Here is a 26,073-nt window from a genome sequence, read left to right as displayed (position 1 = left end):
ATTATACTACCAGTTACTTAAGAAGTAAAATCATTTTGTTTTTTTGCCGTGATGCATCTTTTCCACTTCCATCTCAGCATAAGACGCAAATTCGGTTTGGTGTTCTGCACCATTTTCTTTCACGTTGTTATTACGCTGTGCATTAGCGTTGGCTTTTTTCTGTTTACCCATAATGTATCCCTCCTTTTTCTTACTATGGCTAAAGAAAATAAAAATATAACTTACATAATATTTCCTTGACTGGTTAACTTAAGACTAAAAAGGAGGGTTTCGTTAAATGGCAAATCCTTATTTATGTCCAAACTGCAAGACGAACAGAACGCGTTTTAACGTGATCGAACAAAATCCTGTAGCTGTTAAGCTAGATCCATCCACTGGTGATGTTGTTCAGCAATACGTTGATGGCGAGTTAGATATGTTTCATCTTCCGTATAAAGGTTCAGAACGATTGATTCAGTGTGGCGCATGTGGAATTGTTGGAGAAGAAGAGATGTATATCAAACGTGCTCAAAGTAATCCGAGAGCGTAGAAAAAAAGACTGCCGTTTAGCATTTCGGCAGTCTTTTTTCTACTGTTTATTAAGTCCAGGAAGTTTTAAAGGAACTTCTACCTTTTCTTTTAAAGGGTGAATTTTTGCTATTTTTGAAAGAGTAACGGTGAGGTCACCTTTCGGAAGTCCGTCATGAAAAAATAATAAGAACCCCGATTGCTCACTGTCGTAAGTTCCCATCACATCAAAATTTTGCAGTGTTTCTCCTGATGAATATTTGATCGTGACGAGGTTGTTCATAAAACGTTCTTCGTTTTGGATTCTATTCTCATTATAGTTGGGTTGAAAATAAAGGTATTCGTCGTGTCCTACATTCTCTACTTTGCTTTCTATAGAAAACCGAATTCCTTTTTCGTTATTGGAAACATCATTTTCAATTCCTCTGTAAACCACTTTAAAATCAGTGTCGTCAGCGATCACTTCATTTTTCTTAATATCTTTTTCAGGATTGCTGGCAAATTGTACTAGATCTTGTTTAGATACTGAAAATGCATACGATTTGTCCGTTCTATGAACGGAGTGAGTAAACGACAATCTTAAAGAATCTGAATCATTCATATTAAGAAGTTCATCTAGAGCTGAATACGTTTCCAGATAGTAATCTAAATCCTCATTTTCTGTGATATCTGTATGTAACGTGTAAAGACTCTGTCCATTTTCAATGGTTCCAAATAGCGAAACAAGATCCTGATCAACCTTTGAATCCAACTTGATTCTAGATCCCATTTGATAGACTTCAAATGCATCTAAATGAATCTTTTGGTCATTGAAAAGCTCTAGGGATTTATCAATCGTTTCGGTAGCCAGAACAGGCGGTACGTCAAAGACATTATGAGGCTTGATTTTAAAAGTTAAGTTATCAATTTTCGTCTTTCCTTTGTTCGAAGTGAATGTTGGGTTAAGCAGCTTAACCGTCTCACTGCTAAAGACCTCTTTCCACTCTTCATCCGTTTCAACTTTATCGTATTGGATATGTATCGTCATGGACCGGTACAATTTATGCTTGTACACAACACCACCGATCGCGCCTTCTCCTTCATAGATATCGATAGGAAAATGAAAAGTTTTTCCCTTCTTGGATGTAATCTCAACTTGATTAAACGATAATCGAGGAATATCACTCTCCTCTTTATCCCGTTCTACAAGGTCTACACTGTATAGTATGTACAGTTGTTGCCCGAAGCTATATGTTCTCTCAACCTGGAACTTCCGATGATTATTCGCTAACGGAATAGAGATCTGACTATTTTTTAATAAATTGAAATGATCGGCAAACTTAAGGTCACTAAATTTTGATTTCTCTGCATCCATTAGTTCTTCCCAGTCTTTCATCACAAGAAAATTTTCATCGTTAACTTGCCATGTTGGCTCTGCATTTTTTTCATATTGCGTGTATATAACAAATCCAATTAATAACAAAAGCCCAATGATGATCTTATTTCGCTTGGTGCTCAAAGTAACCTATCTCCTTTACCACATTCATCGGTATAATCAGTTCACGATCATGATGTTCTTATACTTAATGTCCACCGGATTTTTAAGAGGCTTTAAATAAGAGAGATTCGATATCGTGATCGTCAAGTCACTCTCAGGAATCATGATTGGTTTCATCTCACCATTTTCCATCTCTTCTTTGTTATAAAACGTGATATAGTAGGTAGCTTTATTTTTTTCTTCTGAACTATGCACTTCAAAGTTATTGATTCTCGTTTTCTTCTCATCTGAAATCGAGATAGTATTGTTTTTATACACCCGTTCATAATCGTCAGGTACTTCGGCGTCACTATAATAATGATCAGGAATAAGGCGCAGGTGATGTAAGTGCTGACTAGAATCAGCGAATATGCTCAACCTTATCCTTGGGCTCCCCTCAAACATGGTCATCCCTTCATAAACTATAATCGTATTACCGATCTTTATTATTTCTTGGTTTTTTAATTCCGGCTGATTTTTAGTCGCTAAAAACGTTTCAATATCTTTCTTTGGAATTGTCCATGAGAATGAACGAGGATCTTTATGTACAGAAGAAGTAAAAGTGACAGACCTTTCTTTTTTCTTGTTAACATCGCCTGTCATATCATAGATGGGAATGTAAAACCCGTTTTTATTAGTTCCTAAAATCCCATATGCCAAAGGTTGATCTTGTAATTGATTGTCTTTGCTAGAAAAGCCGATTAAACTTTCATCATTTGGGATTTCTACGCTTAGTCTTTGTTCATAAAGTAATGCATCTATTGATTTAATCTTTACTTTTTTGTTATCTTCATATGTAAACGTTTGATCGATCGGCTCACTTTTCAATACTTTTGTGTAAGGATCATCTGAGGGCAGCGTTAACGCAATATCCTCAATCGAGTCTACCCCATTGTTTTTAGAAGAAATCGTAAGATCCTGTAGCCGAACGACGTTAGCTTTTGATACGATCGACCAATCGTTCTCTGAAGAATCGAACATACTAGGCATCAGCATCATGGAACGGTATAAACGATGCTTATAAACGAACCCTTCGTCCCTTGTACCTGGCTGACCCATCTCTTCACCAGCCTTGAGGACGAGCTCCTTACCCTCTTTTGTTCGAAACTGCATGTTATTAACAGAGAGCCGTGGAATATTATACTCGTCCTTATCTCTCTCTTTTACATCCACACTGTATAACAGATACATACGACCATCCATATTCCAAATCTTTTCGATCTTTAATGTTCGATACGATTCTTTTAGCGTCACTGTCTTGTTTACCTTTTTAAGAAAACCGTATCTATCTATCATCTCTAATTCATCGAACTTAATATATTCTCTTTTCATTCCATCTTTGAATGAGTTTACGACCGAAAATTGTTCCTTATTTACTGTCCAAGTTGGTTCAGCACTTTTTTCGTACTGTGTATAAACAACAAATCCTCCGATTAAGACAGAACCAATCATCAATTTTTTTATGATTTGCAAATCGTACAGCCCCTTTTGTATCTATACCATCATATTAGCATAATTTTCCGAATTTTCATTCCGTTAATATCCATTAATTTGAAAAAAACCTTTGAAATAATAAAGTAACCTCGTCTGAAGAGACGAGGTTACAATCCGTATTTATGACGATACCATTTCACTTACCTTTGCGAGCTGTTTCTCAATCACGTTCAAACCTTTAAGAAGCTGTTCATCAGAGATTACAAGTGGAGAAAGAATACGGATAACGTTACTGTAAAGGCCAGCCCCCATAATGGCTACACCATTTTGGTTACAAAGTGCAATGATTTTTTTCGCACGATCTGGGTCGGGGGTTTTCGTCACTTTATCTTTGACGATTTCGAGCGCACACATGGCTCCTATACCTCTGACATCACCGATAAATTCGTATTGGTCTCTCCATTTTGAAAAGGTATTGGTGATCATTTCACCAATCTGATTTGCTCTTGTCAACAATCCTTCTTCTTCAATCATGGAGATGACCTCTAACGCAGCAACGCATCCTAATGGGCTTCCTCCATAGGTACCCCCGATCTCACCAGGAGCTGGTGCATCCATGATTTCCGCTCTGCCTGTTACAGCTGAGATCGGCAGGCCAGCCGCTATCGATTTTGACAAGGTCATGAGATCTGGGACAACATCAAAGTGTTCCATCGCAAACATTTTTCCTGTACGGCCAAATCCAGTCTGTATCTCATCGGCGATTAACAGGATATTGTATTTATCACAAATCTCGCGAAGACCTTTAACGAACGTTTTAGAAGGAATAACGAATCCTCCTTCACCTTGAACGGGTTCAAAGATGATCGCTGCAATTTCCTCAGGTGGAACCTCTCCTAAGAAAAAGTCTTCGAATTTCTTTAAGATCGCTTTATCGGTTTCTTCAACGTTACGGTCTTCTCGGTAATAATATGGGTAGGGCATCTTATATGTTTCTGGCGCAAAAGGTCCAAACTCAAACTTATATGGTTTTACTTTGCTTGTTAAAGACATGGCGAGCAACGTCCTGCCGTGAAATCCCCGTTCGAATGAGATGATGGCTTTTCTGCCCGTATATTTTCTTGCGATTTTAACCGCGTTTTCTACAGCTTCTGCACCACTGTTCAAAAAGAACGTTTTTTTATGATGGTCTCCTGGTGTGATTTCGTTTAGTTTTTCTGCTAGCTGAACGTAAGGTTCGTACATCATCACGTGAAAACATGGATGGATGTATTTTTCTATTTGGTTTTTTAGGGCTTCCACTACTCTAGGCGGACAATGACCGACGTTTAACGTTCCGATCGCTCCAGCAAAATCGATATATTCGTTACCATCAACATCAACCATCATACTTCCGCTAGCATGATCCACAAAATTTAAGACCGTATTAAAAGGACCCCTTGGGACGTTTAATTCTTTTCGTTTTAATAGCTCTTCTGATTTCTTCATCCATTCTCGCCTCCACACCAGTCATAGATTGTTAAAGCTATGATTTCAGCTGCTTCCATGATCTTTGAAATCTCAATATATTCGTTCGGATAATGGGCGACCGAAGTAACGCCTGGCCCGAACACGATCGCCGGAGTGTCGCCGACATGAGATAATAAGCCACCATCCGTTCCCCATGGGGACGCTTCGATAATGGGTTGATCTCCAACTACATCTTCATAATTCTTTGAGAGCATGTTTATGAGGGGATGATGAGTTTCTATCAATCCTGGCAGCCACTGTGCACCGAACCATTCAACAGAGATCTTATGCTCTTCTAGCCACGGATCAGAAAGATTGGATAGATAGCTCTGAAGTTCGTTTTTTACTTCTTCCAATGTTTCATTAGGAGCAACGCCAATCCTTCCTTCAACTTCAACTGTATCTGGAACGGATGATGGCCAGTTACCTCCTGAGATCTTCCCTACATTAATCGGGACGGGGATAGGAATATCCTTGTATAGAGGATCTGTTACTCTATCATTTCTGATGATTTCCAATTGTTTAATAGCATCTAATACGATTACCGCTTTTTCGATAGCACTAACTCCTTCATAACGAGTTCCGCCGTGTGCTGCTTTCCCTTTCACGGTTAACCGGAACCACATAGAACCTTGTTGAGCAGGAAAGATCTTCATATTAGTAGGTTCTGGAATAATAGCTGCGTCTGCTTTGTACCCGCGTAGTACCGCAGCAAGCGTACCTGCACCGCCACTCTCTTCTTCTATTACACTTTGAAAAAATAAATCGCCTTGTAATTGGATCCCGGTTTCTTTAAGTGCTTGAATAGCTAGTAAAAGAGAGAGGTTTCCACCTTTCATATCTGTTGAACCTCTGCCGTAAAGTTTGCCATCTATTATTTTCCCACTGTAAGGATGGTCGTTCCATTGGTTCAGATCACCTTCTGGGACGACATCAACATGACCGTTTAGAACAAGTGAACGCCCGTTTCCTTTTCCCCGCCAGATCCCAACAACGTTAGGACTTGTACTGAAATCTGTCCGGCTAGCACAAAAATTAGGATGGCTCGCTAATTCTTCACCGTCCGGATACCACATATCCACCTCGAGTCCAATTTCCTCAAGTTTTTTTGCGATCAATTTTTGTACACCCGTTTCATTTCCAGTCGTGCTCGCTTCTTGAACCGTCTTTTGTAAAAAATGAATCGCGTTTTCTTGTTCGTTCATCAACCAGTTTGAGAGTTTTTCTTTAACTAACATGTTTTACCTCCCTAACTTCTCATTGGAAAACAGAAATGTGTTCATCTACAACGATAGAAGCACCTGTTGTCTGGATAACATCCTCTAACGTATAAGGACTCATGATCTCACGAAGAACTAGCTTTCCATCTTCACAATGAAAAACTGCTTTCTCTGTGATGATCATGTCTGCGCCTTCCTTGACAGTAAGCGGAAGTGAACAGTTTCTCACAATCTTAGGATTTCCATACTTATCGGTGTGGTTCATTAAGATGATGACTTTCTTTGCTTTTTGGGCAAGATCGATCGCACCACCCATTCCAGGAACCCGCTTTCCTGGTACGATCCAATTGGCAATATCACCACGTTCACTTACTTCTAGAGCTCCTAGTATCGTCACATCAAGCAATCCTTTTCTAATGATTCCAAACGCAGTAGCGCTATCAAAATAAGAGGCACCTGGGTGAATGGAAACGGGATATCCCCCTGCATTGGATAAGTTACCATCCTCACTGCCTGCTTCTGGTGACCCACCCATACCTAAGATACCGTTCTCTGTGTGCAGCATGATATGTAGGTCATTTTCAATATAATCTGCAACGAGAGTGGGAATACCGATGCCAAGATTAACGATCATTCCATAACTTATTTCGAGGGCTGCCCTTCTTGCGATCCTGTGCCTTGTTTCAATTCCCAGACCCATTTCCAGTCCACTCCTTTACTCTGAATGATATAGTCAATAAAGACACCTGGCGTGACGATCTCTTCCGGGTCAAGGGAGCCTACCGGCACGATCTCTTCTACTTCTGCAATCGTTATCTGTCCGGCTGTAGCCACGAGTGGATTCGTATTTCTCGCACTCTTATCATAGATAAGGTTTCCATACCGATCGGCTTTTTTTGCATATACGATCGACACATCTGCAATTAAAGCGGGTTCGATCATATATTCTTTGTTGTTTACAATAACTTTCTCTTTATTCACTTCAACAACCGTTCCAAGACCAACATCGACCAATATTCCGCCAAGCCCCATACCACCAGCTCTTATTTTTTCAGCGAGAGTGCCCTGCGGAACAAATTGCACTTCTAATGAACCTTCTTGCATCTGTTTACCCGCTTCAGGATTTGAGCCTATATGAGAGGCGATTAATTTCTTCACCCTTTTTTCCGTAATCAGCTTACCGGGTCCGATCCAAGGAAAACCTGTATCGTTACTAATAAGAAAGATATCGTTAATATTCTTTTCCAATATCAGATTAACAAGTGTAGGAGGAGCACCTACTCCTCCAAAACCACCGACCATTAGTGACATGCCATTACGAAAATAGGCAGAAGCACTTTCAAGTGTAATTTGTTTATCTACACCTTTGGCCATTCACAACACCTCTTTCAACTGGTCGCTTCAGTAATATATAAACCTTCTGTAATAAGCTCTTTGGTCAGTTCTCCGATGGATTGATCTAGGATCTCCATGATATCTGTAATCTGTTCCTTCGTAACGTTCAATGGTGGGGAGATTAAAATAGAGTCTCCTGAAAACCCTGTTACTCCACCTACTGCCGGGTAAACGAGCAGTCCGTTGTCAAAACAGATGGATAATAGCCGGTCTGTAACTTTTGAAGTGATCTCAAAAGGTTCTCTTGTGATCGGATCCTTAACAAATTCAATGCCACATAATAAACCCTTGCCTCTTACATCACCGATTAACGGGTACTTCCACTGAAGACGTTGCAGATGATTAATCAGATATTGGCCCATAGCTTCTGCATTTTCCTGAAGTCTATTTCTTTCCATATAATCGATAACAGCAAGGCAAACCGCAGCTGATTGTGGATTTGCGCTAAACGTGTGTCCGCTCATAATAACTTTACTTCCCGATTCGATGACGTTCATAATACGGTCTGACACGATGGTTGCCGCCATCGGTGTATAGCCTGCACTCATGCCTTTTCCTATCGCAATAATGTCAGGAGTTACATTCCAATGATCCATCGCAAACATTTTCCCCGTACGTCCCATGCCTGTCATCACTTCATCAGCGATCATTAAAATATTATATTTGTCACAGATTTCTCTTATTTTTCCGAAGTACTCGTCTGGTGGAACGATCGCTCCTCCAGATGCACCGATGATCGGTTCTGCGATAAATGCAGCGATTTGATCTGGACCAATGGCTTGAATCGATGTTTCCAAATCATCTGCACATTTCACACCACAACTAGGATACGTCTCTTTTAGTGGACACTGATAACAATAAGGTGGATGCGCAGCAGGGAAATCTTCAAGCAATGATGTGAATCGTTGTCGTCTTAATTTGTGACCAGACATTGATAGTGCGCCGAGTGTGATTCCATGATAACTGGTCCATCTTGATATGATTTTTGTTTTCGTCATGTTTCCTTGTTCTTGAAAATACTGAATAGCAACCTTTAGTGCTGTCTCGGTTGCTTCTGATCCACTATTTACAAAGAACACTGAATTCAAATCTCCTGGTGCATAATGTGCGAGTTTTTCTGCTAGATGTTCTGCTGATTCACTCGTAAACTGCGAACGGTATACGAATGATACATGATTTGCTTGATTCCACATTGCTTCTGCAACTTCATGAACACCGTGACCGATATTACATGTGATTGCACCTGACGATCCATCAATATATTGCTTACCGTCTTTATCGTATAAATAGATTCCTTTGCCGTGACTAATTACAGGATAATCGCTTCCTAGAACCGGTTTGATGAGATGTGATTTTCTCATAAAAAAGGCTCCTTCCTCATGAAGGTTAAAAAGGAAATATCTTTATTTATAGCTATTTTCACTGTCTCTATCAAAAAGTTTAGCGAGCAGCCTGAAACGGAAAGCAACACTTCCAATAGCAACAAAGTTTGCGAAAACAACCATATAAAAAAGATATTTCCTTACTCTACTGATGTTACAACTTAAAATAATTTTTCTTTAAAAACCTCGGTATGCTCATTAATTCTGAATAGGAAATCTTTGAATCTATCTTCTTTGTATCTATTAACATGAGTTGATCTTCAATCTCATCTACAATATGATCCTCTTGATATTCCATACCACAAGAAGAACAGGATACAGAAGGGATTACAGTTATTTGAACGGCTCTTGAACCATCCGGCAGTTCCCAATACCCTGTTAATCCTGCCTGCTCTGCTTCTTCACTCTCACACCATAAGCACTTCATGTTATCCTCCTCTCTATGCATTTCTTTGTTCTTCAGTAGTAGCTGAAATTCCTTCGTCTTTTGTCTGTTCAAACTTATATTTTTTCTCTTTCAATTCATCACGTTTATCACGCTTATCTTTTAATGAACTATGCTCCGGATTCGTATCATAATTTTCTCTTCGTTCAAGGCGTTTTAATCCTTTAGGAACGAGGTTGAACGCTTCATCGCTCATGAGCGCCGAAACTCCAATCGCAGGTTTGATGTGATCTGTTCCCATCACTTCATTGAAATAAGCATCCGCTCTGCCAGCTTGATAGTTTTGAGGCTCAGGATAAGAGGTAATCACTCCTTCAAAGTTACGTAGCACTACTTTTTCTGGTGATTGAGAGATAAGATAGTTTGGCTGAACAGCTATTTTCCCTCCGCCTCCAGGAGCATCTACCACGAACGTCGGAACAGCATAACCAGACGTATGACCTCGCAAACCTTCAATAATCTCTAAACCTTTTGAAACAGGTGCACGGAAATGTCCGATACCTTCAGATAGATCACATTGATAGATATAGTATGGTCTGACTCTAATCTTAACGAGATCATGCATCAGCTTTTTCATGATAGGAACACTATCATTGATCCCTGCGAGAATAACAGATTGATTGCCTACAGGGACCCCAGCATTCGCGAGCATTTCACACGCTCTTTTAGACTCTTCCGTAATCTCGATAGAGGTGTTAAAATGCGTGTTTAACCAAACCGGGTGATACTTCTTTAAGATGTTGCATAAATTCTCTGTAATTCTTTGCGGAAAAACCACCGGAGCACGTGTGCCAATCCTAATGATCTCTAGATGAGGAATTTCTCTTAAGTTCTTTAATATATATTCTAAGATGTTGTCATTAATTAATAATCCGTCGCCGCCTGAGATCAAACAATCTCTAACTTGTGGATTATTTCTAATATAATTAATGGCTGCATCCAATTGTTTCTTTGGTACACCCATACCGATCTGCCCAGAAAAACGTCTTCTCGTACAATAACGGCAATACATGGAGCACTGATTCGTTACAAGAAAAAGAACACGGTCAGGATAGCGATGTGTAAGACCTGGAACAGGCGAATCTTCATCTTCGTGCAAAGGATCTTCCAAGTCGTATTTCGTCTTTAAGATTTCCTTACCGATCGGAACGGACTGCATACGAATCGGACATCTAGGGTCATCTTGGTCCATGAGCCATGCATAATAAGGTGTAATGTTTAAAGGTATTGTCATCGTGGAAATTTTGACGCCTTCTTCTTCTTCAGGCGTCAAGTTAATGATGCTCTTAAGATCTTTTAAATTTCTGATGGTGTTAGTAAGCTGCCACAGCCAATCATTCCATTGCTCTTCTGTGACATCTTTCCATAATTCAAATTCACTCCAATGTTTCTTCGGTTTGAATAATCCATTCACTACAGGCATTCTAATGACCTCCTTTATTTCTACACTATTGTTTCATGCAAGAAGCGTGCCAAGTTACAGAAATTTCAGAATATAACGATTAATACTATAGTTTATGCATACTCCTTTCAATGTGGGCCTTTAATTGAGAGGAATAAAACAAAAATGAACTGCCGAAAATTCGGCAGTTCATTTTTGTTTTATTTTATATTGCAGGGTTTGTCTCGGTACTCCTAGAATTTTTGCAGCTTGAAGAATATTGCCAGAAGTATGTTGGAGTGCCATCTCAATGATTTGTTTCTCATAATCTCCTAGCGCCTGTCTCAATGAAGGTATGGTTGTTAATTCTTGTCTTATTGCTACTTCAGGTTCATTATTGATCGTTACATGTTTCGGAAGTAATGAAGCCTCGATTAATGAATCATCTTCAGCAAAATTCATACAGTGCTCAATCGCATGTTTGAGTTCTCGAACATTACCTGGCCAGGAATAACGTTGTATGAGCTTTTCAGCTTCAGGTGTGAACCCTCTTACCTTTTTGCCGAACTTAAGATTAAAGTGGTTGATAAAATAATTCACTAAGTAAGCAATATCTCTTTTTCTATCCCTTAAAGGTGGGAGTTCAAAATAAACAACATTCAATCGATAATAAAGGTCCCTTCGCAGCTTTCCTTTATCCATACAAACGTCAGGTCGTTCGTTTAACGCAGAAATAATCCTAACATCGACGCTTCGAGAAACATGACTTCCTATTCGCTCTACTACTCCTTCTTGAACGACCCTCAAGAGCTTAGCTTGTAGTTCAACAGGCATCGAATTGAGTTCATCTAAGAATAAAGTGCCTCCATCTGCCAACTCAAACACTCCTGGCCGATCAATGGCACCTGTAAAGCTGCCTTTAGTCGTACCGAATAAGATCCCTTCAAGCAGTGGCCCCGGAATCGCAGCGCAGTTTTGAACGACAAAAGGATGGGAAGCACGTTGAGAAGAATTGTGTATTGCTTGAACAAACATCTCTTTACCTGTACCTGTTTCTCCAAATAACATGATCGGCGAGTTGGTTTGAGAAGCTTGGTTACATTGTAGTTTAACCTCTTTTAGCTCGGAATCGTTCGTGATGATATCAGAAAAATGATAAGCAGCAAAAGGTTGATCTTTATTTGTTTTTTTCTTAACTTTCATCTTTTTTTGCAGATCGATCAGCTGTTCAGAAAGCACTTTTATTTTCGATAGATCTTTCGCTACCTCTACAGCCCCGACCAGTTCTCCATTCAACCAAAGTGGCAGCGTAGAATTCACCGTATCGATCTGTTTACCTTTGCGATTCGTGTAGGATTGATGTTCATTATAGATGGGTTTACCTGTTTCTATTACTTTGAGAAGTGTGCTCGTTTCCTTTGTTAGAGATGGAAACGCATCAAGTACATGATGATGATGAACCTCATCTGTTGTTAATCCATCTAATGAAGCCGCTACTGAATTATAAAAAATAGTTATTCCATCTGCATCCACGACATGAATTCCTTCATCAATCGTCTTTAAAATAGCATTTAGAGTTTCTGCCGTTTCTAATGATTTAGATATCAAAGTGATCACCACCAAGAGTGCTTAATTTTTGTCACTTATGCCTAAAATTCGGCACTCATACTGATAAATCCTTTACCCAAATGTTCATATCCTCGTATTTATCAAAAATCTTACAGTTGTTCGCGAGCCTTCCTTTATATACATAGCTTTTTTGATGAAACACAGCATTCATTCCAAAAGATAGCGCTCTAGCGATCGAATAAGAACAATAGATGTTTCTTTGAAACAACTCTTTTTCAAGCTGATCGATCAAATGCTTCATAAGACCAAACTTTCGGTGCTCGGGTGTTGTTGCACAATCTGTTATCTCCGCGTTGTTATACGTTTCGTTCACATCTGCAGAAGCAGCACTGATGATTCTTTTTTCATGCTCAATTACACAAAAAAGAGTGCCTGATTCGATCATCTTCCTTACATACTCTGCATCGTTCATAGGTGTTGGATACACTTCAAACACTTCTCCATAAAGCTCTGCTAGGGACATTGCATCCTGAATGTCAGCCATCCTTAACAAATAGTTGCTCGGTAAAGGAAGATTTGTTGCCCCTTTTGGTATCTTTATGACATCACTTAAAATGCGATCTTCGTCCACCCAGTACTCACTGTTTCTTCTTTCTTTTTTTAAGTATTTGCACATTGCGAATGCTGATCCACCATTAAAGTAACCTTTAAACTCACCTTCATTCACATAGCCAAGCTCCTGCCAATAAGAGACATCATCTACTTTGGATTTTACAATGATTTTATGAAAATTATTCTTTTGCGATTCTTCTTCAAGCCATTCTGCAAATAGAGTTACGTTACCTCGATAATCATCTGCTCTTAACCGTTCGCTATAATAATCAAAACATATATCTGCGATAAAATGAGTCTCTTTGATTTTTCTGTTTTCGTAATATGTAGTCTTCATTGTTTCCCCTCCTATAACTTCCTGTTTCATAATTTCCATAGTATATGCTTAAATTCCTGCACAAAAAACCACCCTCTCTATAGGGTGGTTAAGATCAAAGGCTATTAAATTTAGGTTGTTTTCGTATATTTGATGCTTTGACAGGAGTTGATTTCCGTTCACAATTGCTCGCATCCCATAGGGCGTGCTGTGAGCCTCTTGCTGATTCATTCTTTTAGAAAAAACCATAAAATCAAATCACAAAGCTCTATGTGGAAGTCTCCAATTCAGTTTGAGTGACAACATTCTAAATATAACTAAAGAAACAAAGAGAATCATATATTCCACTGTGCTGTTCACTATGTTAAGGCCAACGACTAAACCGCCTAATAAGGCCCATACTGCATATATTTCTTCACGCAATACGACCGGCTTTCGACCAGCCAACACGTCACGAATCATTCCACCGCCAATACCTGTTAAGATTGCGGCAACGATAACCGCACTTATAGGATGATTCATGCTTGAAGCAGCGATCGCACCTTGAATCGCAAATGCTGAAAGGCCGATTGCATCAAAAAAGTGAAGGCTCCTCTTTGAAAATTGAATCATGCTCTCTGGCATAAAGAATACGATCCCCATAGAGGCAAGTGCAGATTTTAAAAGAAGCCCTTGCTCCCAAATCGAATCTACAGGGAGACCGATCAATACATTACGCAATATTCCTCCACCAAATGCCGTGACTAGCCCTAAAATAAATACGCCTAGAATATCATAATCTTCTTCCATTGCAACTAATGCACCTGAAATGGCAAATGCGATCGTTCCAATGATGTTTAATAAATCCCAAGTCAAACCCTTTCTTCCTCTCCAATCAATATGTTCCGTATTGAATCTTATAAGGTTCTCGGCCGACTGGCAAGCATTATTTTCTAAAACTTCTTAAAACATCTATCGTGCTGATCGGGACAGAACAGCTGCCAAGGTCTCCATGAAAAACTTCTCCGTTACGGAACCCATGAAAATCACTACCTGCTGTTTTTATTAAGGAGTGTTTATCTGCTAGATCTTCATAAAAGGCAACTTGCTTTCTCGTATGATCAGGGTGATTATACTCAAGTCCAACCAAGCCGTTCTCACTTAAGATTGGAATGAGTTCATCTGCTCCGTAAATGCCAGGATGAGCTAGTACAGGAACTCCCTTAGCTTTCTTGATCATTTGGATCGCTTCGATCGGAGAGATGCGGTCAGTTGAAGCGTAAGCAGGTTTTCCCTTTCCTAAATACTTTTCAAAAGCTTCAGGGAGAGATTTTACGATCCCTTTTTCCATTAGAATCTCTGCAATGTGTCCTCTTCCTACATTTCCTTTGCCATGTCTTTTCGCTTCTAACTCAGATTCCTTTACAGGGATTCCAAGGTTGTTTAAATTTTCAAGGATCATTCTATTTCTTTTATCTCTGACAGAAGTGAGCTTGCTTAATGCTTTTAAAAAGTCATCATCTTCATAGTCAATAAAATAGCCTAACATATGAATATCTTGACCTTCGTATAAAGTACTTATCTCAATACCTGGAATACAAGTAAAACCTTCATGCTTCTTGGCTTCTATCATCGCTTCATGAATTCCATTGACTGTATCATGATCTGTGATTGCTATCGCGCCAAGACCCTTTTCAACCGCTCGCCTAATATTTGAAGCAGGAGTAAAGGTCCCGTCAGATGCAGTGGTATGGGTATGTAAGTCGCTTTGTTTCATTTTCATCTCCTAAAAACATTATTTAATTATGGTACGTGAAATTTTATTTAGTGATTTCTTTTATTATTGGATTCTCATCATAGCTGATCCAATCACTCCAACTGCCAGCATATAAAGCTTTATTCGCGATTCCCGCTTCATCCATAGCCAGTATGTTGACGCAGGCCGTTACACCAGAACCACAATATACTACAACAGGTTTGCTTTCATTCATTCCACTATACTTCGCTTCTAGTTCTTGTCGGCTTTTCCACCATCCGGGCTTTTGTATATGACTTTCCCAAGGTATGTTTATGGCATTCGGTATATGCCCTGCCTTATGATCGATTGGCTCGATCTCTCCTTTAAATCGTTTTGGTTCTCGTGCATCTATGATAAGAGTATCTTTATTGTTCATTTCATGAATGACGTCATCTTTATTCCTTAACATTTCATCTCTTACTTTTGGTGTAAAATGTGCAGATTTTTCGACAGGCATTTTACTTGAGATGACATATCCTTTTTCTTTATAGTGTGTATAGCCGCCTTGCATGACATATACGTTACCGTGCCCTAAGTATTTCAAGATCCACCAAAGTCTTGCAGCCATGCTGCCGGATTGATCATCATAGGCGACGACAATTTTTTCTTCGTCAACTCCACAACGGCCAAAAAATTGTGATAGTATGTTTACGGAAGGTAATGGATGCCGGCCACCATGGGTTGATACGGTGCTTGAGAGATGTTGCTCAAGATCAGCATAAATGGCACCTTCGATGTGATCGTTCTTATACAGTTCATAACCCTTTAATGGTTCAGCTAGTGAGAATCTGCAATCAAAGATCACGATATCAGCACTGTTTACTTTTTGGTTCACCCATTCAGGACTTACGAAATTCGACATATTTGACCTCCTGTTTTATGAAGTAGTTCGTTATTTTAACTACATCTAGGGAAAGCTGTAACTATTAGAAAAAGATAGAAAGAAGTGACGTACAGATGATACATAGTATTCCTAACGCATCCATCGTTTTGTTCGGAGCGACTGGTGACCTTGCTCACAGAAAACTTTTCCCTGCTCTATATCAATTGTATCAAAAGGGACATATGAAAGAGAACTTTTCTGTTGTTGGTGTTTCAAGAAAAGAATTCTCTCACGAAGAGTTTCAAACTGAAGTTATATCTGCTATTCATGAACATGCACAAGGTGCAGATCAACAAATCGTAGAAAAGTTTGCATCTCATTTTTATTACCTAAAGATGGATGTATCGAGTGAAGCGAGCTATCATGAGCTCGAAGAACTATTGAACGTACTTGATAGAGATTATCAAACAAACGGAAATCGCCTGTACTATCTTGCGATGGCACCAAGGTTCTTCGGAACGATTCCTACTTTCTTAAAGTCAGAAGGAATCACGAACACTGAGGGCTGGCAACGAATCGTAATCGAAAAACCATTCGGTAATGACTTGCCTTCTGCGACAAAATTGAACGAAGAGATTCAACAAAGTTTTAATGAAAATGATATTTACCGTATCGACCACTATCTTGGAAAAGAGATGGTTCAAAACATACAAGTGATCCGTTTTGGAAATGCGATCTTTGAATCCATCTGGAACAACAAGTATATTGACTCTGTTCAGATTACATCGAGTGAAACATTAGGTGTTGAAGATCGAGCCGCTTATTATGAAAAATCGGGTGCTCTACTTGATATGGTTCAAAACCATATGCTACAGATGGTCATGATGGTTGCAATGGAACCACCAGGTGAACTGAAACCTGAACATATTCGGGACGAAAAAGTAAAAGTTCTTCGATCCCTCCGCTTCTTTAATGAAGAAGAAGTGAAGAAGAATGTGATCCGCGGACAATATTCTGAAGGAACGATGAATGGCAAACAAGTACCTCGTTATTTAAACGAAGATAATGTTGACCCTGAGTCTAAGACTGAAACATTTGTAGCAGCTAAGCTATTTATTGATAATTTCCGTTGGACAGGCGTCCCATTCTACATCAGAACAGGTAAGCGCATGGCTGTGAAATCTACTGAGATCGTCATTCAATTTAAACAAGGTCCGATGGCACTCTATCATGCCAACACAGAAAATTATCAGCCTAACTTATTAAGAATTCATGTTCAACCAGATGAAGGTGTTAGCCTTACACTTAATGCTAAACCAAAAGGTGATACTCCTGATCTCTTACCGATCGATATGACTTACAACAACAATAATACGGCAGAAATGAATTCACCTGAAGCATACGAGAAGCTTCTGCACGATTGTCTTCTAGGTAATTCCACTTATTTCACACGTTGGGACGAAGTTGCACTCAGCTGGGATTTTATTGACCGTATCACAAAATCTTGGGCTGAAGGAACAGGAGCTCCGATCACAAATTATCCATCAGGCAGCATGGGACCCATCGAAGCAGACGAACTTTTAAAAGCTGATGGGCATTCTTGGTGGGAACCTACAAAAGTTAGAGAGGAATGTTAGTACATGAAAATATTTGATGTTTCGTTACCGATTTTTGAAGGAATGCCAGTCTATAAAAACAAGCCTGAAAAACAACCAGAGTTCAACACAGCACAAAATGGTCATGTAACCGAAACACGTATTTCTATGGATGTTCATACAGGCACACATGTGGATGCTCCTCTGCACATGGTTCCTGGTGGAGATACGATTGAAACCCTTCCGATCGAAAAACTCGTTCGTAAAGCTAAAGTAATCGACCTTACAAGTTCCACAGGTTTCATTTCAGCTGAAGATCTGGCTGATAAAGATATTCAAAAAGATGATTTTGTCCTTTTTAAAACAAAAAATTCCTGGGACACAGAATTCAATTTTGAATTTATCTACGTTAACAGTGATGCGGCTAAAGTATTGGCTGAAATCGGTGTAGCAGGTGTTGGAATCGATGCTTTAGGTGTAGAGAGAGCACAAGAAAATCATCCAACTCATAAACAGCTTTTCCAAAACAACATCATTATTATAGAAGGACTTCAGTTAAAGGACGTTCCTGAAGGTGAATATTTAATGGTGGCTGCTCCTCTTAAAATAAGAGGGCTAGATGCATCACCTGCAAGAATCGTACTCATTGAACAATAATAAAAACAAGGGCTTGCATATATTTTCATGCAATGCCCTTGTTTTTTCACTGTCTTTTTCTATTCTAAAGCAGGTTTTAATGGTTGCGTTGGTTTAGGGTCTTTTTTCTCTTCGTCTCCCCCACCCTTTTTCTTTTCTGGCTTGATAGCAAAAAATGCAGCTATCGCACCAACCATACTCACACCTGCGGAAGTGTAGAAAACAATCTCATGTGACTGTTTCATCAAGATAGCATAGATGGGAGGTCCGAGCGCGACACCAACAAACCTCATCGAACTATAGATCGAGGTTATCGTCCCTCTTGCCTCTTTTTCAATTCCTTCTGTAATAAGGGCATCTAAACTCGGTAGAGCAGCACCAATCCCTATACCAGCCACAAATAGAGCACCTAAAAGAAAATAGACGTTCTCTGTAAACGTAATTAAAAAGACTGACCCGCCTAACAACGCCATAGAGATAAACGTACACCACTTCATGACGATTTTATTTTGTTTGATCTTCTTTCCTGCAATAAATGAGGCTATGGAAAGTGCTAATAACGGTACAGCGATTACTAATCCTTTCATAACACCCTTCACACCATATTTCTCTTCTAATATGGTCGATAGATAAAACAAGATACCAAACAGAACAAACATGATGATGCCACCGATTAAAAAAATGGCAAACAACCATCTTCCTTCGTTATGGAAAATTTTCTTTACATTTTTTAAATATTCTTTAAATGGTTGCTTTTCTTGATCCTTTTTAGGTACTTTAACTAAGAACAGAACTAACAAGATGGAAACAACACAAAATACAGGGATAAGCCAAAACGGTAAAAACCATACGATTGTTGCAAGAAATGCCCCTAGGATAGGACTTAATACTTTACCCACAGTATTGGATGTTTCGATCAACCCTAACCCTGAACTCACTTCTTCTTCATCCTTAAACATGTCTCCTACTAATGGCAGGACGACGGGTGCAGCTCCTGAAGAACCAACACCTTGAAAAAATCTTCCAATAAGTATAAAAGTAAACGCATGATCGGATTGCCATGCAGCCCAGCCACAGATCAAACCTCCGATTCCAGCAATAAAAAGACTAGGAATGATTACTTTTTTACGCCCAAAACGGTCAGACAGATATCCAGCGATCGGAATCAACAAGATGGCAACGATCGAATACACCGTAATGATTAAAGAAACTTGAAAAGAGCTGATGTTAAGTTCTTTTCCGATCTCAGGCAAAACGGGTATGAGCATAGAATTCCCCAAAGTCATAACAAGGGGAATGGATGCGAGTGCAAGTAAGTCCCACTTTTTCTTTGCTTCCATAATTTCCTCCAAAACCGTACTATTACATCTTTAGTATTGTAAAAAGTCATAAAACCATACAAGAAAATCCACCCATTGACTCTAGAAACCAAATAAAGCTACACTAATGGCAACGTTTCATTTGTTAATCGGTGCGAAATGTAGAAAGGAAGTTAATTTTTGTGGAACATTTATTAAACAGCAAAGCTAAAGACATTCAAATTTCAGGCATTCGAAAATTCTTTAATGAAGTGACTCAGTTCCCAAACGCAATCTCTTTAACTTTAGGACAACCTGACTTTCCAACTCCTATGCATGTTAAAGAAGCAGCCATCAGAGCGATACATAATAATCAAACGGTATATTCTCATAACGCAGGATATATAGAGCTAAGAGAAGCTGCCTCTTCTTTCTTACAAGAAAAATATTCTCTTACTTATGATCCTGCTTCAGAAATAATCGTCACAGCCGGGGCGAGTGAAGCAATCGACATAACCTTGCGAACCATCTTAAGTGAAGGTGATGATGTTCTTCTTCCTGCTCCCATCTATCCTGGTTATGAACCCGTAATTACCCTTTGCGGTGCGAACACTATCTATATAGATACAACACAAACAGGTTTTAAAGTGACGCCTGAACTAATTGAAAAACATATAACAAAAAAGACGAAAGCCATCATCATTCCCTCTCCTTCTAATCCGACAGGTATTGTTTTAGAGGATCATGATTTACAGGCTCTTGCTCACTACTTTTCTAATAAAGAAATCTTTGTAATATCTGATGAGATCTATAGCGAACTAAAATACGAAGGTGAACATCGATCGATCGCGAACTATGAAGGCATGCGGGAAAAAACATTTGTTATCAACGGACTTTCAAAGTCACACAGCATGACCGGTTGGAGAATCGGATTGCTTTTCGGACCAAGTAATCTCATGAAGCATGTTTTGAAAGTTCATCAGTATAATGTCACATGTGCTTCAACCATTTCTCAAGCGGCTGCGATTCGGGCATTAACGGAAGGCAAGAATGACGCGTTCGATATGCGTAACGCTTACAAAGAACGGTTAGATTATTGTTACGATCGACTTCACGAGATGGGGTTAACGTTCGAAAAACCAAATGGTGCATTTTATCTCTTTATTTCGATAAAAAAATATGGACTCTCCTCTTATGATTTTGCTTTAAAGCTTTTACAAGAACAAGAAGTGGCTGTAGTACCAGGTGATGCTTTTACAGTTATGGGAGAAGGTTATGTACGAATCTCCTATGCGGCTTCGCTAGAACAGTTAAAAAAAGGTATGGATGGCATAGAAAACTTTATAAATTCCCTTACGTAAACTGCCCTCAAACTGGGCAGTTTTTTCGAATAAGTTAACATAAACATATTACGGTTAATTTAAAGTTCCTGAATAAGAACTTAAATTAGAAAAAAACTAAAATTAATTTATTCAAAGGATGCGTTTTTGTGAAGTTAAAAGCTATATTAAGTCACTTATCTATACGATCTATCATTGAGGATGACCCAGAGATCACCGGCATTACATCCCACTCTAAGAAAGTTAAGCCCGGAAACTTGTTTTTTGCGATCTCAGGTGTTCAAGCTGATGGCCATCAGTACATACAAGAGGCGTTTGAGAATGGGGCAGCAGCTGTGATTGGTGAATATGATGAGAACATCGGTCCTGGTGTTTATATTTACGCTGAAGAAACGAAGCGCTTATTAAGTCTAGCCGCTTCCTACTTTTATGAAGAGCCCTATAAGAAACATAAGATGACGGGTATTACAGGAACGAACGGAAAAACAACAACATCCTTTTTATTACAGCATATCCTCCATGTTCACGGTATGACTTCCGCTCTTCTCGGTACGGTATATCATTATATCAATTCTGAAATTGTGAAAAGTTCACACACTACACCAGATCCTGTTACTCTGCAGAAGATGCTCTTAGAAAGTAATGATGATGTAGTTGTTATGGAAGTGAGTTCACATGGGATCGAACAGAATAGGATTGATGGGATTACGTATGATCAAGCGATCTTTCTCAATTTAACTCACGATCATCTTGATTATCATGGAACGATGGAATCATATTTCCTCTGTAAATCTAAATTATTTTCATATTTGAAGAATAGAGGAACGGCCATCATCTGCAGTGAAGGTGAATATGGCAAGCGGTTACGGGATGAACTGCGGTCAGAAAATGACTTGCAGATTTGGACCTATGGTAAACGAAAGTCTGATGATTTTTATATTGAAGACGTCGGAATAGATTCTTTTAACCTTGTGCATGAAACACTACAGGTAACCGTTTCGTTACCATTACCAGGTGAATATAACGCCCTTAACACGACTGCCGCGATCGCCGCTGCTTTAGATTATGGGATTCCTATAAAAAACTCTGTTGAATATTTAAAAAGCTTCGGTGGAATCCCTGGTCGCTTTGAAGAGATCACACTTCATAACGGGACAGAAGTGATCGTGGATTATGCGCATACTCCTGATGGAGTCTCTCAAGTGCTTGAAGCAGCGAGCAAAAAAGCGGGAGACAGACCCCTTTATCATGTATTTGGATTTAGAGGAAACAGAGATCTAACAAAACGGACTGATATGATTAAGATCTCTTTAGAGTACAGTACGAAGACTGTCTTAACGGTAGATGATTTGAACGGTATAGATCGTGATCAACTTCTTCTAGAAACAAAAGAAGCGATCCCTAGATCTTCTCAGCAACCTGTAATCATAGGAGATCGGACTGATGCAATATTCTTTGCTCTAAAAGAAGCTCCAGCAAACTCAGTAGTAATCATAACGGGTAAAGGACCTGAAAAGTATAAAGAAACATACAATCATCCTTCAACCTCTGATCTTGCTTCTGTAGAGCTGTATCAGACTTTAAACAAACCGACTTTCATATAAAAATAGCAATCTTTATAAAAGAACAGCATCCTCATCAATGAGGATGCTGTTCTTATTTTTTAAAAGTCTTTTTGAAATCTTAGTTGCATTTGGATGTAGTTGGTCTTCGTTCCAGGTGCTTGCTTTCCACGAAGCTATCGAGTACATGTTAAGATTATTCTTCGATTTGTTCAAACTTTGATAAAGATTGATTTAATTCTTGAATTCTTGCCTCTAGATCGCCAGGCTTTTTCAATTCTTCAAAGTAGGAAACTACCTGATTTACAATGTAAGTCTTTGCTTCTTTTTCTGTGTTGACTAACACATCTTCATAATGCTGGGTAAGCTTTTTATCAGCTTCTACCAACCAATTCTCCACTTCATGATCTATCTCATCCACAAGATGATTTTTTAGCTCATTCGAACCACTTTGTTCAAAGAACTGCTTCGGATTTTTAAAATATGATAACCATTTCTTAAGTTTCGTTTCATCCTTATTTTCAAAATCTAAGGAAAAGGATGGTGTTTTAAATTGATTTCCTGTTTCATCTCTCTCCTGTAAACTCACACCTTCTTGAGCTGCTTTAGAGATCAGATGCTCCATTTTATCTTTCATATCTTTTTGTATCCAATGATCTAATCGTAATGAACAGGCTTTAAATTCTTGGTGCAAATCGTGTGAGATCTTTGCGTGAAGTTCTCTTATACATTCAGCTAAAGCATTCTTAGAATTTTGAACCGCAGCCGGATGGATCGTCTCTTTATAAAAATCATGATAACGAATCAATACACGCTGTTTTATATAATAGAGAAGTTCTTTTTGTTCTTGCAGAAATTGTTTTTTCGATATACTAATGTAATCATTACTGAAATCAACTAACGTGTTCTCTCTCTTTTGAAGACTCTCTAAATACTCGTCTTCTTTCTCCATTCTTTGAACGGTTTCTTTGATCATATTTTCTATGACCGCACTTGCGTGCTTTACAGATGATCTTGCACTCTTGATCATTGCGTTTTCTAACTCATGTTCGATGTAATGAGTTAAGCTAGATGAAAATGCATAAAAACCACTTTCTGCACGCTTACTAGGAATCAGTTCATTTTTACTAGAAACCGGAAATAATCTTGGATTTCTGATACCAAATGTCAGAAGATTGCTCTTCACATGATGTACGACATCGTTCTTGTCTTCTTCCGTTTCAGCTAGATCGGCAGCATTGATCGCAAAGAACATCTTATCTGATGAAAAAGTATCTTTAATTCTTCCTAACTGGATCAAAAATTCGCGGTCTGCATATGAAAATGCATGGTTAAAGTACGTAAGATAAATGATGATGTCTGCATGCTTCATGTATTCAAACGCGACTTCAGTATGGCGAGAATGAATCGAGTTAGCTCCTGGTGTATCAACGAGCACAAGACCTTTTTCTGTTAACGGACAGCTGTAATAGATCGTGATTTTTTTAATGAAACAAGCTTTTGTTTCATCTGCAGCATATTCGCCAATCTCAGAAATTTCTTTATTTAGTACATTGCCTAGATGTTCTCTCGCCCATGCGTAGCCTGCTTTGTATGAAGCCAGTTCCTTGTCTGATGAATCCAATAAATCGTTCAATTCTTTATCTGTTATTTTTAAGACATTGTTAAGCTCTTGTTTTAGTTCTTTTTCACTCTTCATCTCAATCATGATCGAACCATGGTGGTGATCACGATCTGGACATCGTATCTCATTAATTGCAGCTGTCGTAGGGTTTGGTGAGGAAGGAAGAATACTTTCCCCGAATAAGGCGTTGGCAAACGATGATTTACCAGCTGAAAACGCACCAAAGAGAACCATCGTAAACGATCGTTTATATAGTCTCTTCTGCAGCTCTTCCATCTCTGACGCTAGGTGAGAAAGCCCTCTGATCGGCTTTAGTATAGAAGCGGCTATTGATAATTTTTCGGTTTCTTTCAAGAGAGAATCATTACTTGAATGTAACGTAATGTTATGTTCCTCTTCATATTGCTCCTTCAAGTTATCAATTGGTTCTTTTTCAAACTTTTTCTTAAACATCTCGATAGATAAAGGCTGATATTCAGCAAGAAACTTTCTTTCAAATTCATATACAGATCGATCACCTGGTAAATCAGCATACAGCATCTCATGAAGTTCATGTTTTTGCTCATCCCAATTCTCCGCGATCTCTTTATCCTGCTGCAGCGTTTTTATCTCATCCTCTAACCTATTCAACTCTTCTTTTAAGTTGGATAACTCACGGCCAACTTTTATATTTAAACATGCTTTTACAGAATTTATACAATTTGTAATCTGGTGACGTGCTAGTCTTTTCACTTCATTTGAAATGTTGTTGCAATAGTTTAAAAGACCTTGCCCTTGAGCTGAAAGACCTGGTGTAACGAATGAATGTAACAATTCTTTATTTACTTTAACAGGTTCCCAATCTGGGAGGTTATGGTCCACTTCTTTTTGAAGAGTGCTTACATAGTTTTGCGCATGCCAGTTAATATGAGCATCGATCGACTTTTGTAGTTTTTCTGATAAATCTTTTGTTCGATCGTTTCGTTCTTGTTCTGTTTTTTGTTTAGAGAAGAAAATCCCTACTTTAAATTCTTTTTTAGCAGATTCGATAAACAAGCCTGCGCTTTCTCTTGTCTCATAGGGCATTAATTGCGCAGATTCTAAAATGTTAACAAGTTGGTTCTTAACACTTTCCTCTTTTTCGATGATAACCTGTTCTTTCTGTGATAGTCGTTTTAAAAGATCTTCATGTTCTCCATAAAAAGAAGCTAGTCTCTGACTTACAACATCAATAGTTGCTATACCTTCTTCTGTTCTTTCTACATAGTCATGCACAAAATGCTGAAGCTGATTATTCACTTGTTTTAATAGAAGAGCATCTTTGTTTTGCTCGATTCTTTTGATATAAGCCATAAGAGCAGTTAGGTCATTATGGGCAACATTTTGTTTCTTAACACTTGTGAAAAAGATATGTTCTTTTGGTATTCCATGAGATTGAAAAGAGTCAAAAACGTTTTCTTTAAAAGCTGTAAACTTCAACTCTTCTTCACGATGCTTATCAATTTGGTTAACGATTAGGCGGACATCTTTTCCTCTCTGAATCAAAGATGAGATGAATTCTATATTCGTCTCAGAGAGTATATGGTTATAGTCCATTACATAAAAGATCAGATCAGCTAAATAGACAACGTTTTCAGTCGCTTTTTTATGGAGCGGATCTGTAGAATCGATTCCTGGTGTGTCGTAGTAAGCTATATTCTCTGTATCCTCTTCATTACCGCCGTAATAGATCTCGATCGCCTCAACTAGTTCGGCATCTTTACATAGTTCTTTTATTTCATTTACGTCATAAGGATGCTCAAAAGTAACCACTTCTTTACTTTTGAGCTGAACAACCGCTTTTTCCTCTCCCTTGACCATTTTGACGATGTTTGCACTTGTAGGAATTGGAGAGGATGGAAGAATTCCTGTTTGAGAAAGTGCATTGATCAAGCTTGATTTTCCTGCAGAAAAATGGCCGCAAAAAGCTATAGCAAACTCTTCCTTCGCTACTTTAAGGAATAGTTTGCTTAATTGTTCTTCTTCTTTTCGATTGTTCATTTTTTGGAATGCTTCATATAAACCGATCAATCTTTGTTTTTCTGTTATCAATAATTCTTTTTCAGTTGACTTCATCGTATCCACCTGTCTTCAATACTGTATCACTATCCACT

General features: G+C 38.7%; 22 protein-coding genes. 5 read left to right on the top strand and 17 right to left on the bottom strand.

Annotated elements, in window-relative coordinates:
* Positions 1–30 precede the first annotated feature (30 nt).
* Entirely contained in the window at positions 31–171 is a 141-nt protein-coding gene (locus tag IHV09_RS06685; protein WP_197127861.1) for a hypothetical protein, read from the bottom strand.
* Positions 172–277: 106 nt separating this feature from the next.
* Between IHV09_RS06685 and IHV09_RS06680 the strand changes: the two genes are divergently transcribed.
* Positions 278–529, top strand: coding sequence for a DNA alkylation repair protein (locus IHV09_RS06680; protein ID WP_197191082.1), 252 nt, complete (start codon positions 278–280; stop codon positions 527–529).
* Positions 530–568: 39 nt separating this feature from the next.
* Here IHV09_RS06680 and IHV09_RS06675 read toward each other — a convergent pair whose 3' ends face one another.
* The 14 genes from IHV09_RS06675 to IHV09_RS06610 all read right to left on the bottom strand — a co-directional run bounded on the left by IHV09_RS06675 (position 569) and on the right by IHV09_RS06610 (position 15,925).
* Entirely contained in the window at positions 569–2,005 is a 1,437-nt protein-coding gene (locus IHV09_RS06675) for a hypothetical protein (RefSeq protein WP_197263898.1), read from the bottom strand.
* Positions 2,006–2,041: 36 nt separating this feature from the next.
* The gene (locus tag IHV09_RS06670) at positions 2,042–3,496 is read right to left on the bottom strand and encodes a hypothetical protein (RefSeq protein ID WP_197263897.1); all 1,455 of its coding nucleotides are present in this window, start codon (positions 3,494–3,496) and stop codon (positions 2,042–2,044) included.
* Between the two features lie 141 nt (positions 3,497–3,637).
* Positions 3,638–4,945: a 4-aminobutyrate--2-oxoglutarate transaminase gene (gene gabT, locus IHV09_RS06665; RefSeq protein WP_197127858.1), complete on the bottom strand. Its 1,308-nt coding sequence runs from the start codon at positions 4,943–4,945 to the stop codon at positions 3,638–3,640.
* Complete coding sequence (locus IHV09_RS06660; protein WP_197263896.1) at positions 4,942–6,204, bottom strand: peptidase; 1,263 nt, start codon at positions 6,202–6,204, stop codon at positions 4,942–4,944. Before IHV09_RS06660 ends, gabT begins: the two co-directional genes overlap by 4 nt.
* 19 nt (positions 6,205–6,223) lie before the next feature.
* Complete coding sequence (locus IHV09_RS06655) at positions 6,224–6,886, bottom strand: 3-oxoacid CoA-transferase subunit B (protein ID WP_197127856.1); 663 nt, start codon at positions 6,884–6,886, stop codon at positions 6,224–6,226.
* Positions 6,829–7,560, bottom strand: a complete 732-nt coding sequence (locus IHV09_RS06650; protein WP_197263895.1) for a CoA transferase subunit A — start codon at positions 7,558–7,560, stop codon at positions 6,829–6,831. Before IHV09_RS06650 ends, IHV09_RS06655 begins: the two co-directional genes overlap by 58 nt.
* A 14-nt stretch (positions 7,561–7,574) precedes the next feature.
* On the bottom strand, positions 7,575–8,942 hold the full coding sequence (locus IHV09_RS06645) for an aspartate aminotransferase family protein (RefSeq protein ID WP_197263894.1): 1,368 nt from the start codon (positions 8,940–8,942) through the stop codon (positions 7,575–7,577).
* A gap of 175 nt (positions 8,943–9,117) precedes the next feature.
* Positions 9,118–9,390 (bottom strand): YokU family protein, encoded by a 273-nt coding sequence (locus tag IHV09_RS06640; protein WP_197127853.1) that lies wholly within the window; start codon positions 9,388–9,390, stop codon positions 9,118–9,120.
* 13 nt (positions 9,391–9,403) lie between these two features.
* On the bottom strand, positions 9,404–10,831 hold the full coding sequence (gene ablA / locus IHV09_RS06635) for a lysine 2,3-aminomutase (protein WP_197127852.1): 1,428 nt from the start codon (positions 10,829–10,831) through the stop codon (positions 9,404–9,406).
* Between the two features lie 168 nt (positions 10,832–10,999).
* Positions 11,000–12,406, bottom strand: coding sequence for a sigma-54 interaction domain-containing protein (locus IHV09_RS06630; RefSeq protein ID WP_370568934.1), 1,407 nt, complete (start codon positions 12,404–12,406; stop codon positions 11,000–11,002).
* A 46-nt stretch (positions 12,407–12,452) separates the two neighbouring features.
* Positions 12,453–13,307: a putative beta-lysine N-acetyltransferase gene (gene ablB / locus IHV09_RS06625; RefSeq protein WP_197263893.1), complete on the bottom strand. Its 855-nt coding sequence runs from the start codon at positions 13,305–13,307 to the stop codon at positions 12,453–12,455.
* Positions 13,308–13,544: 237 nt separating this feature from the next.
* Positions 13,545–14,141, bottom strand: a complete 597-nt coding sequence (locus tag IHV09_RS06620) for a trimeric intracellular cation channel family protein (RefSeq protein WP_197128232.1) — start codon at positions 14,139–14,141, stop codon at positions 13,545–13,547.
* 70 nt (positions 14,142–14,211) lie between these two features.
* Positions 14,212–15,042 carry a PHP domain-containing protein gene (locus IHV09_RS06615; protein WP_197263892.1) on the bottom strand — a complete coding sequence of 277 codons (831 nt, stop codon included), beginning with the start codon at positions 15,040–15,042 and terminating at the stop codon, positions 14,212–14,214.
* 43 nt (positions 15,043–15,085) lie between these two features.
* Positions 15,086–15,925, bottom strand: coding sequence for a sulfurtransferase (locus IHV09_RS06610; protein ID WP_197263891.1), 840 nt, complete (start codon positions 15,923–15,925; stop codon positions 15,086–15,088).
* A 95-nt stretch (positions 15,926–16,020) separates the two neighbouring features.
* On the opposite strand from IHV09_RS06610, the gene zwf reads away from it, so the two are divergent.
* Together zwf and IHV09_RS06600 are read left to right on the top strand one after the other, a co-directional pair.
* The gene (gene zwf, locus IHV09_RS06605; RefSeq protein WP_197191091.1) at positions 16,021–17,523 is read left to right on the top strand and encodes a glucose-6-phosphate dehydrogenase; all 1,503 of its coding nucleotides are present in this window, start codon (positions 16,021–16,023) and stop codon (positions 17,521–17,523) included.
* Positions 17,524–17,526: 3 nt separating this feature from the next.
* Positions 17,527–18,138: a cyclase family protein gene (locus IHV09_RS06600; RefSeq protein WP_197127848.1), complete on the top strand. Its 612-nt coding sequence runs from the start codon at positions 17,527–17,529 to the stop codon at positions 18,136–18,138.
* Between the two features lie 59 nt (positions 18,139–18,197).
* Here the strand turns inward: IHV09_RS06600 and IHV09_RS06595 are convergent, their stop codons facing one another.
* A complete protein-coding gene (locus tag IHV09_RS06595; RefSeq protein ID WP_197263890.1) occupies positions 18,198–19,457 on the bottom strand; it encodes an MFS transporter in 1,260 nt (419 codons plus the stop codon).
* Positions 19,458–19,618: 161 nt separating this feature from the next.
* Here IHV09_RS06595 and IHV09_RS06590 point away from each other — a divergent pair, with 161 nt between their 5' ends.
* Positions 19,619–20,776 carry an aminotransferase A gene (locus tag IHV09_RS06590; RefSeq protein WP_197263889.1) on the top strand — a complete coding sequence of 386 codons (1,158 nt, stop codon included), beginning with the start codon at positions 19,619–19,621 and terminating at the stop codon, positions 20,774–20,776.
* A 128-nt stretch (positions 20,777–20,904) separates the two neighbouring features.
* Positions 20,905–22,359, top strand: coding sequence for a UDP-N-acetylmuramoyl-L-alanyl-D-glutamate--2,6-diaminopimelate ligase (locus tag IHV09_RS06585; RefSeq protein ID WP_197263888.1), 1,455 nt, complete (start codon positions 20,905–20,907; stop codon positions 22,357–22,359).
* Between the two features lie 154 nt (positions 22,360–22,513).
* Here the strand turns inward: IHV09_RS06585 and IHV09_RS06580 are convergent, their stop codons facing one another.
* Positions 22,514–26,035 carry a dynamin family protein gene (locus IHV09_RS06580; protein WP_197263887.1) on the bottom strand — a complete coding sequence of 1,174 codons (3,522 nt, stop codon included), beginning with the start codon at positions 26,033–26,035 and terminating at the stop codon, positions 22,514–22,516.
* Between the last annotated feature and the right edge of the window lie 38 nt (positions 26,036–26,073).

The organism is Fictibacillus sp. 23RED33, assembly GCF_015903925.1.
Taxonomy (GTDB): domain Bacteria; phylum Bacillota; class Bacilli; order Bacillales; family Fictibacillaceae; genus Fictibacillus; species Fictibacillus phosphorivorans.
This window is presented reverse-complemented; position numbering and strand designations above follow the sequence as displayed.

Bases quoted from the DNA above. Each gene is read 5' to 3' on its own strand.
- IHV09_RS06645 (WP_197263894.1), bottom strand. From the start codon at position 8,942: ATGAGAAAATCACATCTCATCAAACCGGTTCTAGGAAGCGATTATCCT.
- IHV09_RS06615 (WP_197263892.1), bottom strand. From the start codon at position 15,042: ATGAAACAAAGCGACTTACATACCCATACCACTGCATCTGACGGGACC.
- IHV09_RS06680 (WP_197191082.1), top strand. From the start codon at position 278: ATGGCAAATCCTTATTTATGTCCAAACTGCAAGACGAACAGAACGCGT.
- IHV09_RS06580 (WP_197263887.1), bottom strand. From the start codon at position 26,035: ATGAAGTCAACTGAAAAAGAATTATTGATAACAGAAAAACAAAGATTG.
- gabT (WP_197127858.1), bottom strand. From the start codon at position 4,945: ATGAAGAAATCAGAAGAGCTATTAAAACGAAAAGAATTAAACGTCCCA.
- IHV09_RS06655 (WP_197127856.1), bottom strand. From the start codon at position 6,886: ATGGGTCTGGGAATTGAAACAAGGCACAGGATCGCAAGAAGGGCAGCC.
- IHV09_RS06595 (WP_197263890.1), bottom strand. From the start codon at position 19,457: ATGGAAGCAAAGAAAAAGTGGGACTTACTTGCACTCGCATCCATTCCC.
- IHV09_RS06610 (WP_197263891.1), bottom strand. From the start codon at position 15,925: ATGTCGAATTTCGTAAGTCCTGAATGGGTGAACCAAAAAGTAAACAGT.
- IHV09_RS06685 (WP_197127861.1), bottom strand. From the start codon at position 171: ATGGGTAAACAGAAAAAAGCCAACGCTAATGCACAGCGTAATAACAAC.
- IHV09_RS06640 (WP_197127853.1), bottom strand. From the start codon at position 9,390: ATGAAGTGCTTATGGTGTGAGAGTGAAGAAGCAGAGCAGGCAGGATTA.
- IHV09_RS06650 (WP_197263895.1), bottom strand. From the start codon at position 7,560: ATGGCCAAAGGTGTAGATAAACAAATTACACTTGAAAGTGCTTCTGCC.
- zwf (WP_197191091.1), top strand. From the start codon at position 16,021: ATGATACATAGTATTCCTAACGCATCCATCGTTTTGTTCGGAGCGACT.
- IHV09_RS06660 (WP_197263896.1), bottom strand. From the start codon at position 6,204: ATGTTAGTTAAAGAAAAACTCTCAAACTGGTTGATGAACGAACAAGAA.
- ablA (WP_197127852.1), bottom strand. From the start codon at position 10,831: ATGCCTGTAGTGAATGGATTATTCAAACCGAAGAAACATTGGAGTGAA.
- IHV09_RS06600 (WP_197127848.1), top strand. From the start codon at position 17,527: ATGAAAATATTTGATGTTTCGTTACCGATTTTTGAAGGAATGCCAGTC.
- ablB (WP_197263893.1), bottom strand. From the start codon at position 13,307: ATGAAGACTACATATTACGAAAACAGAAAAATCAAAGAGACTCATTTT.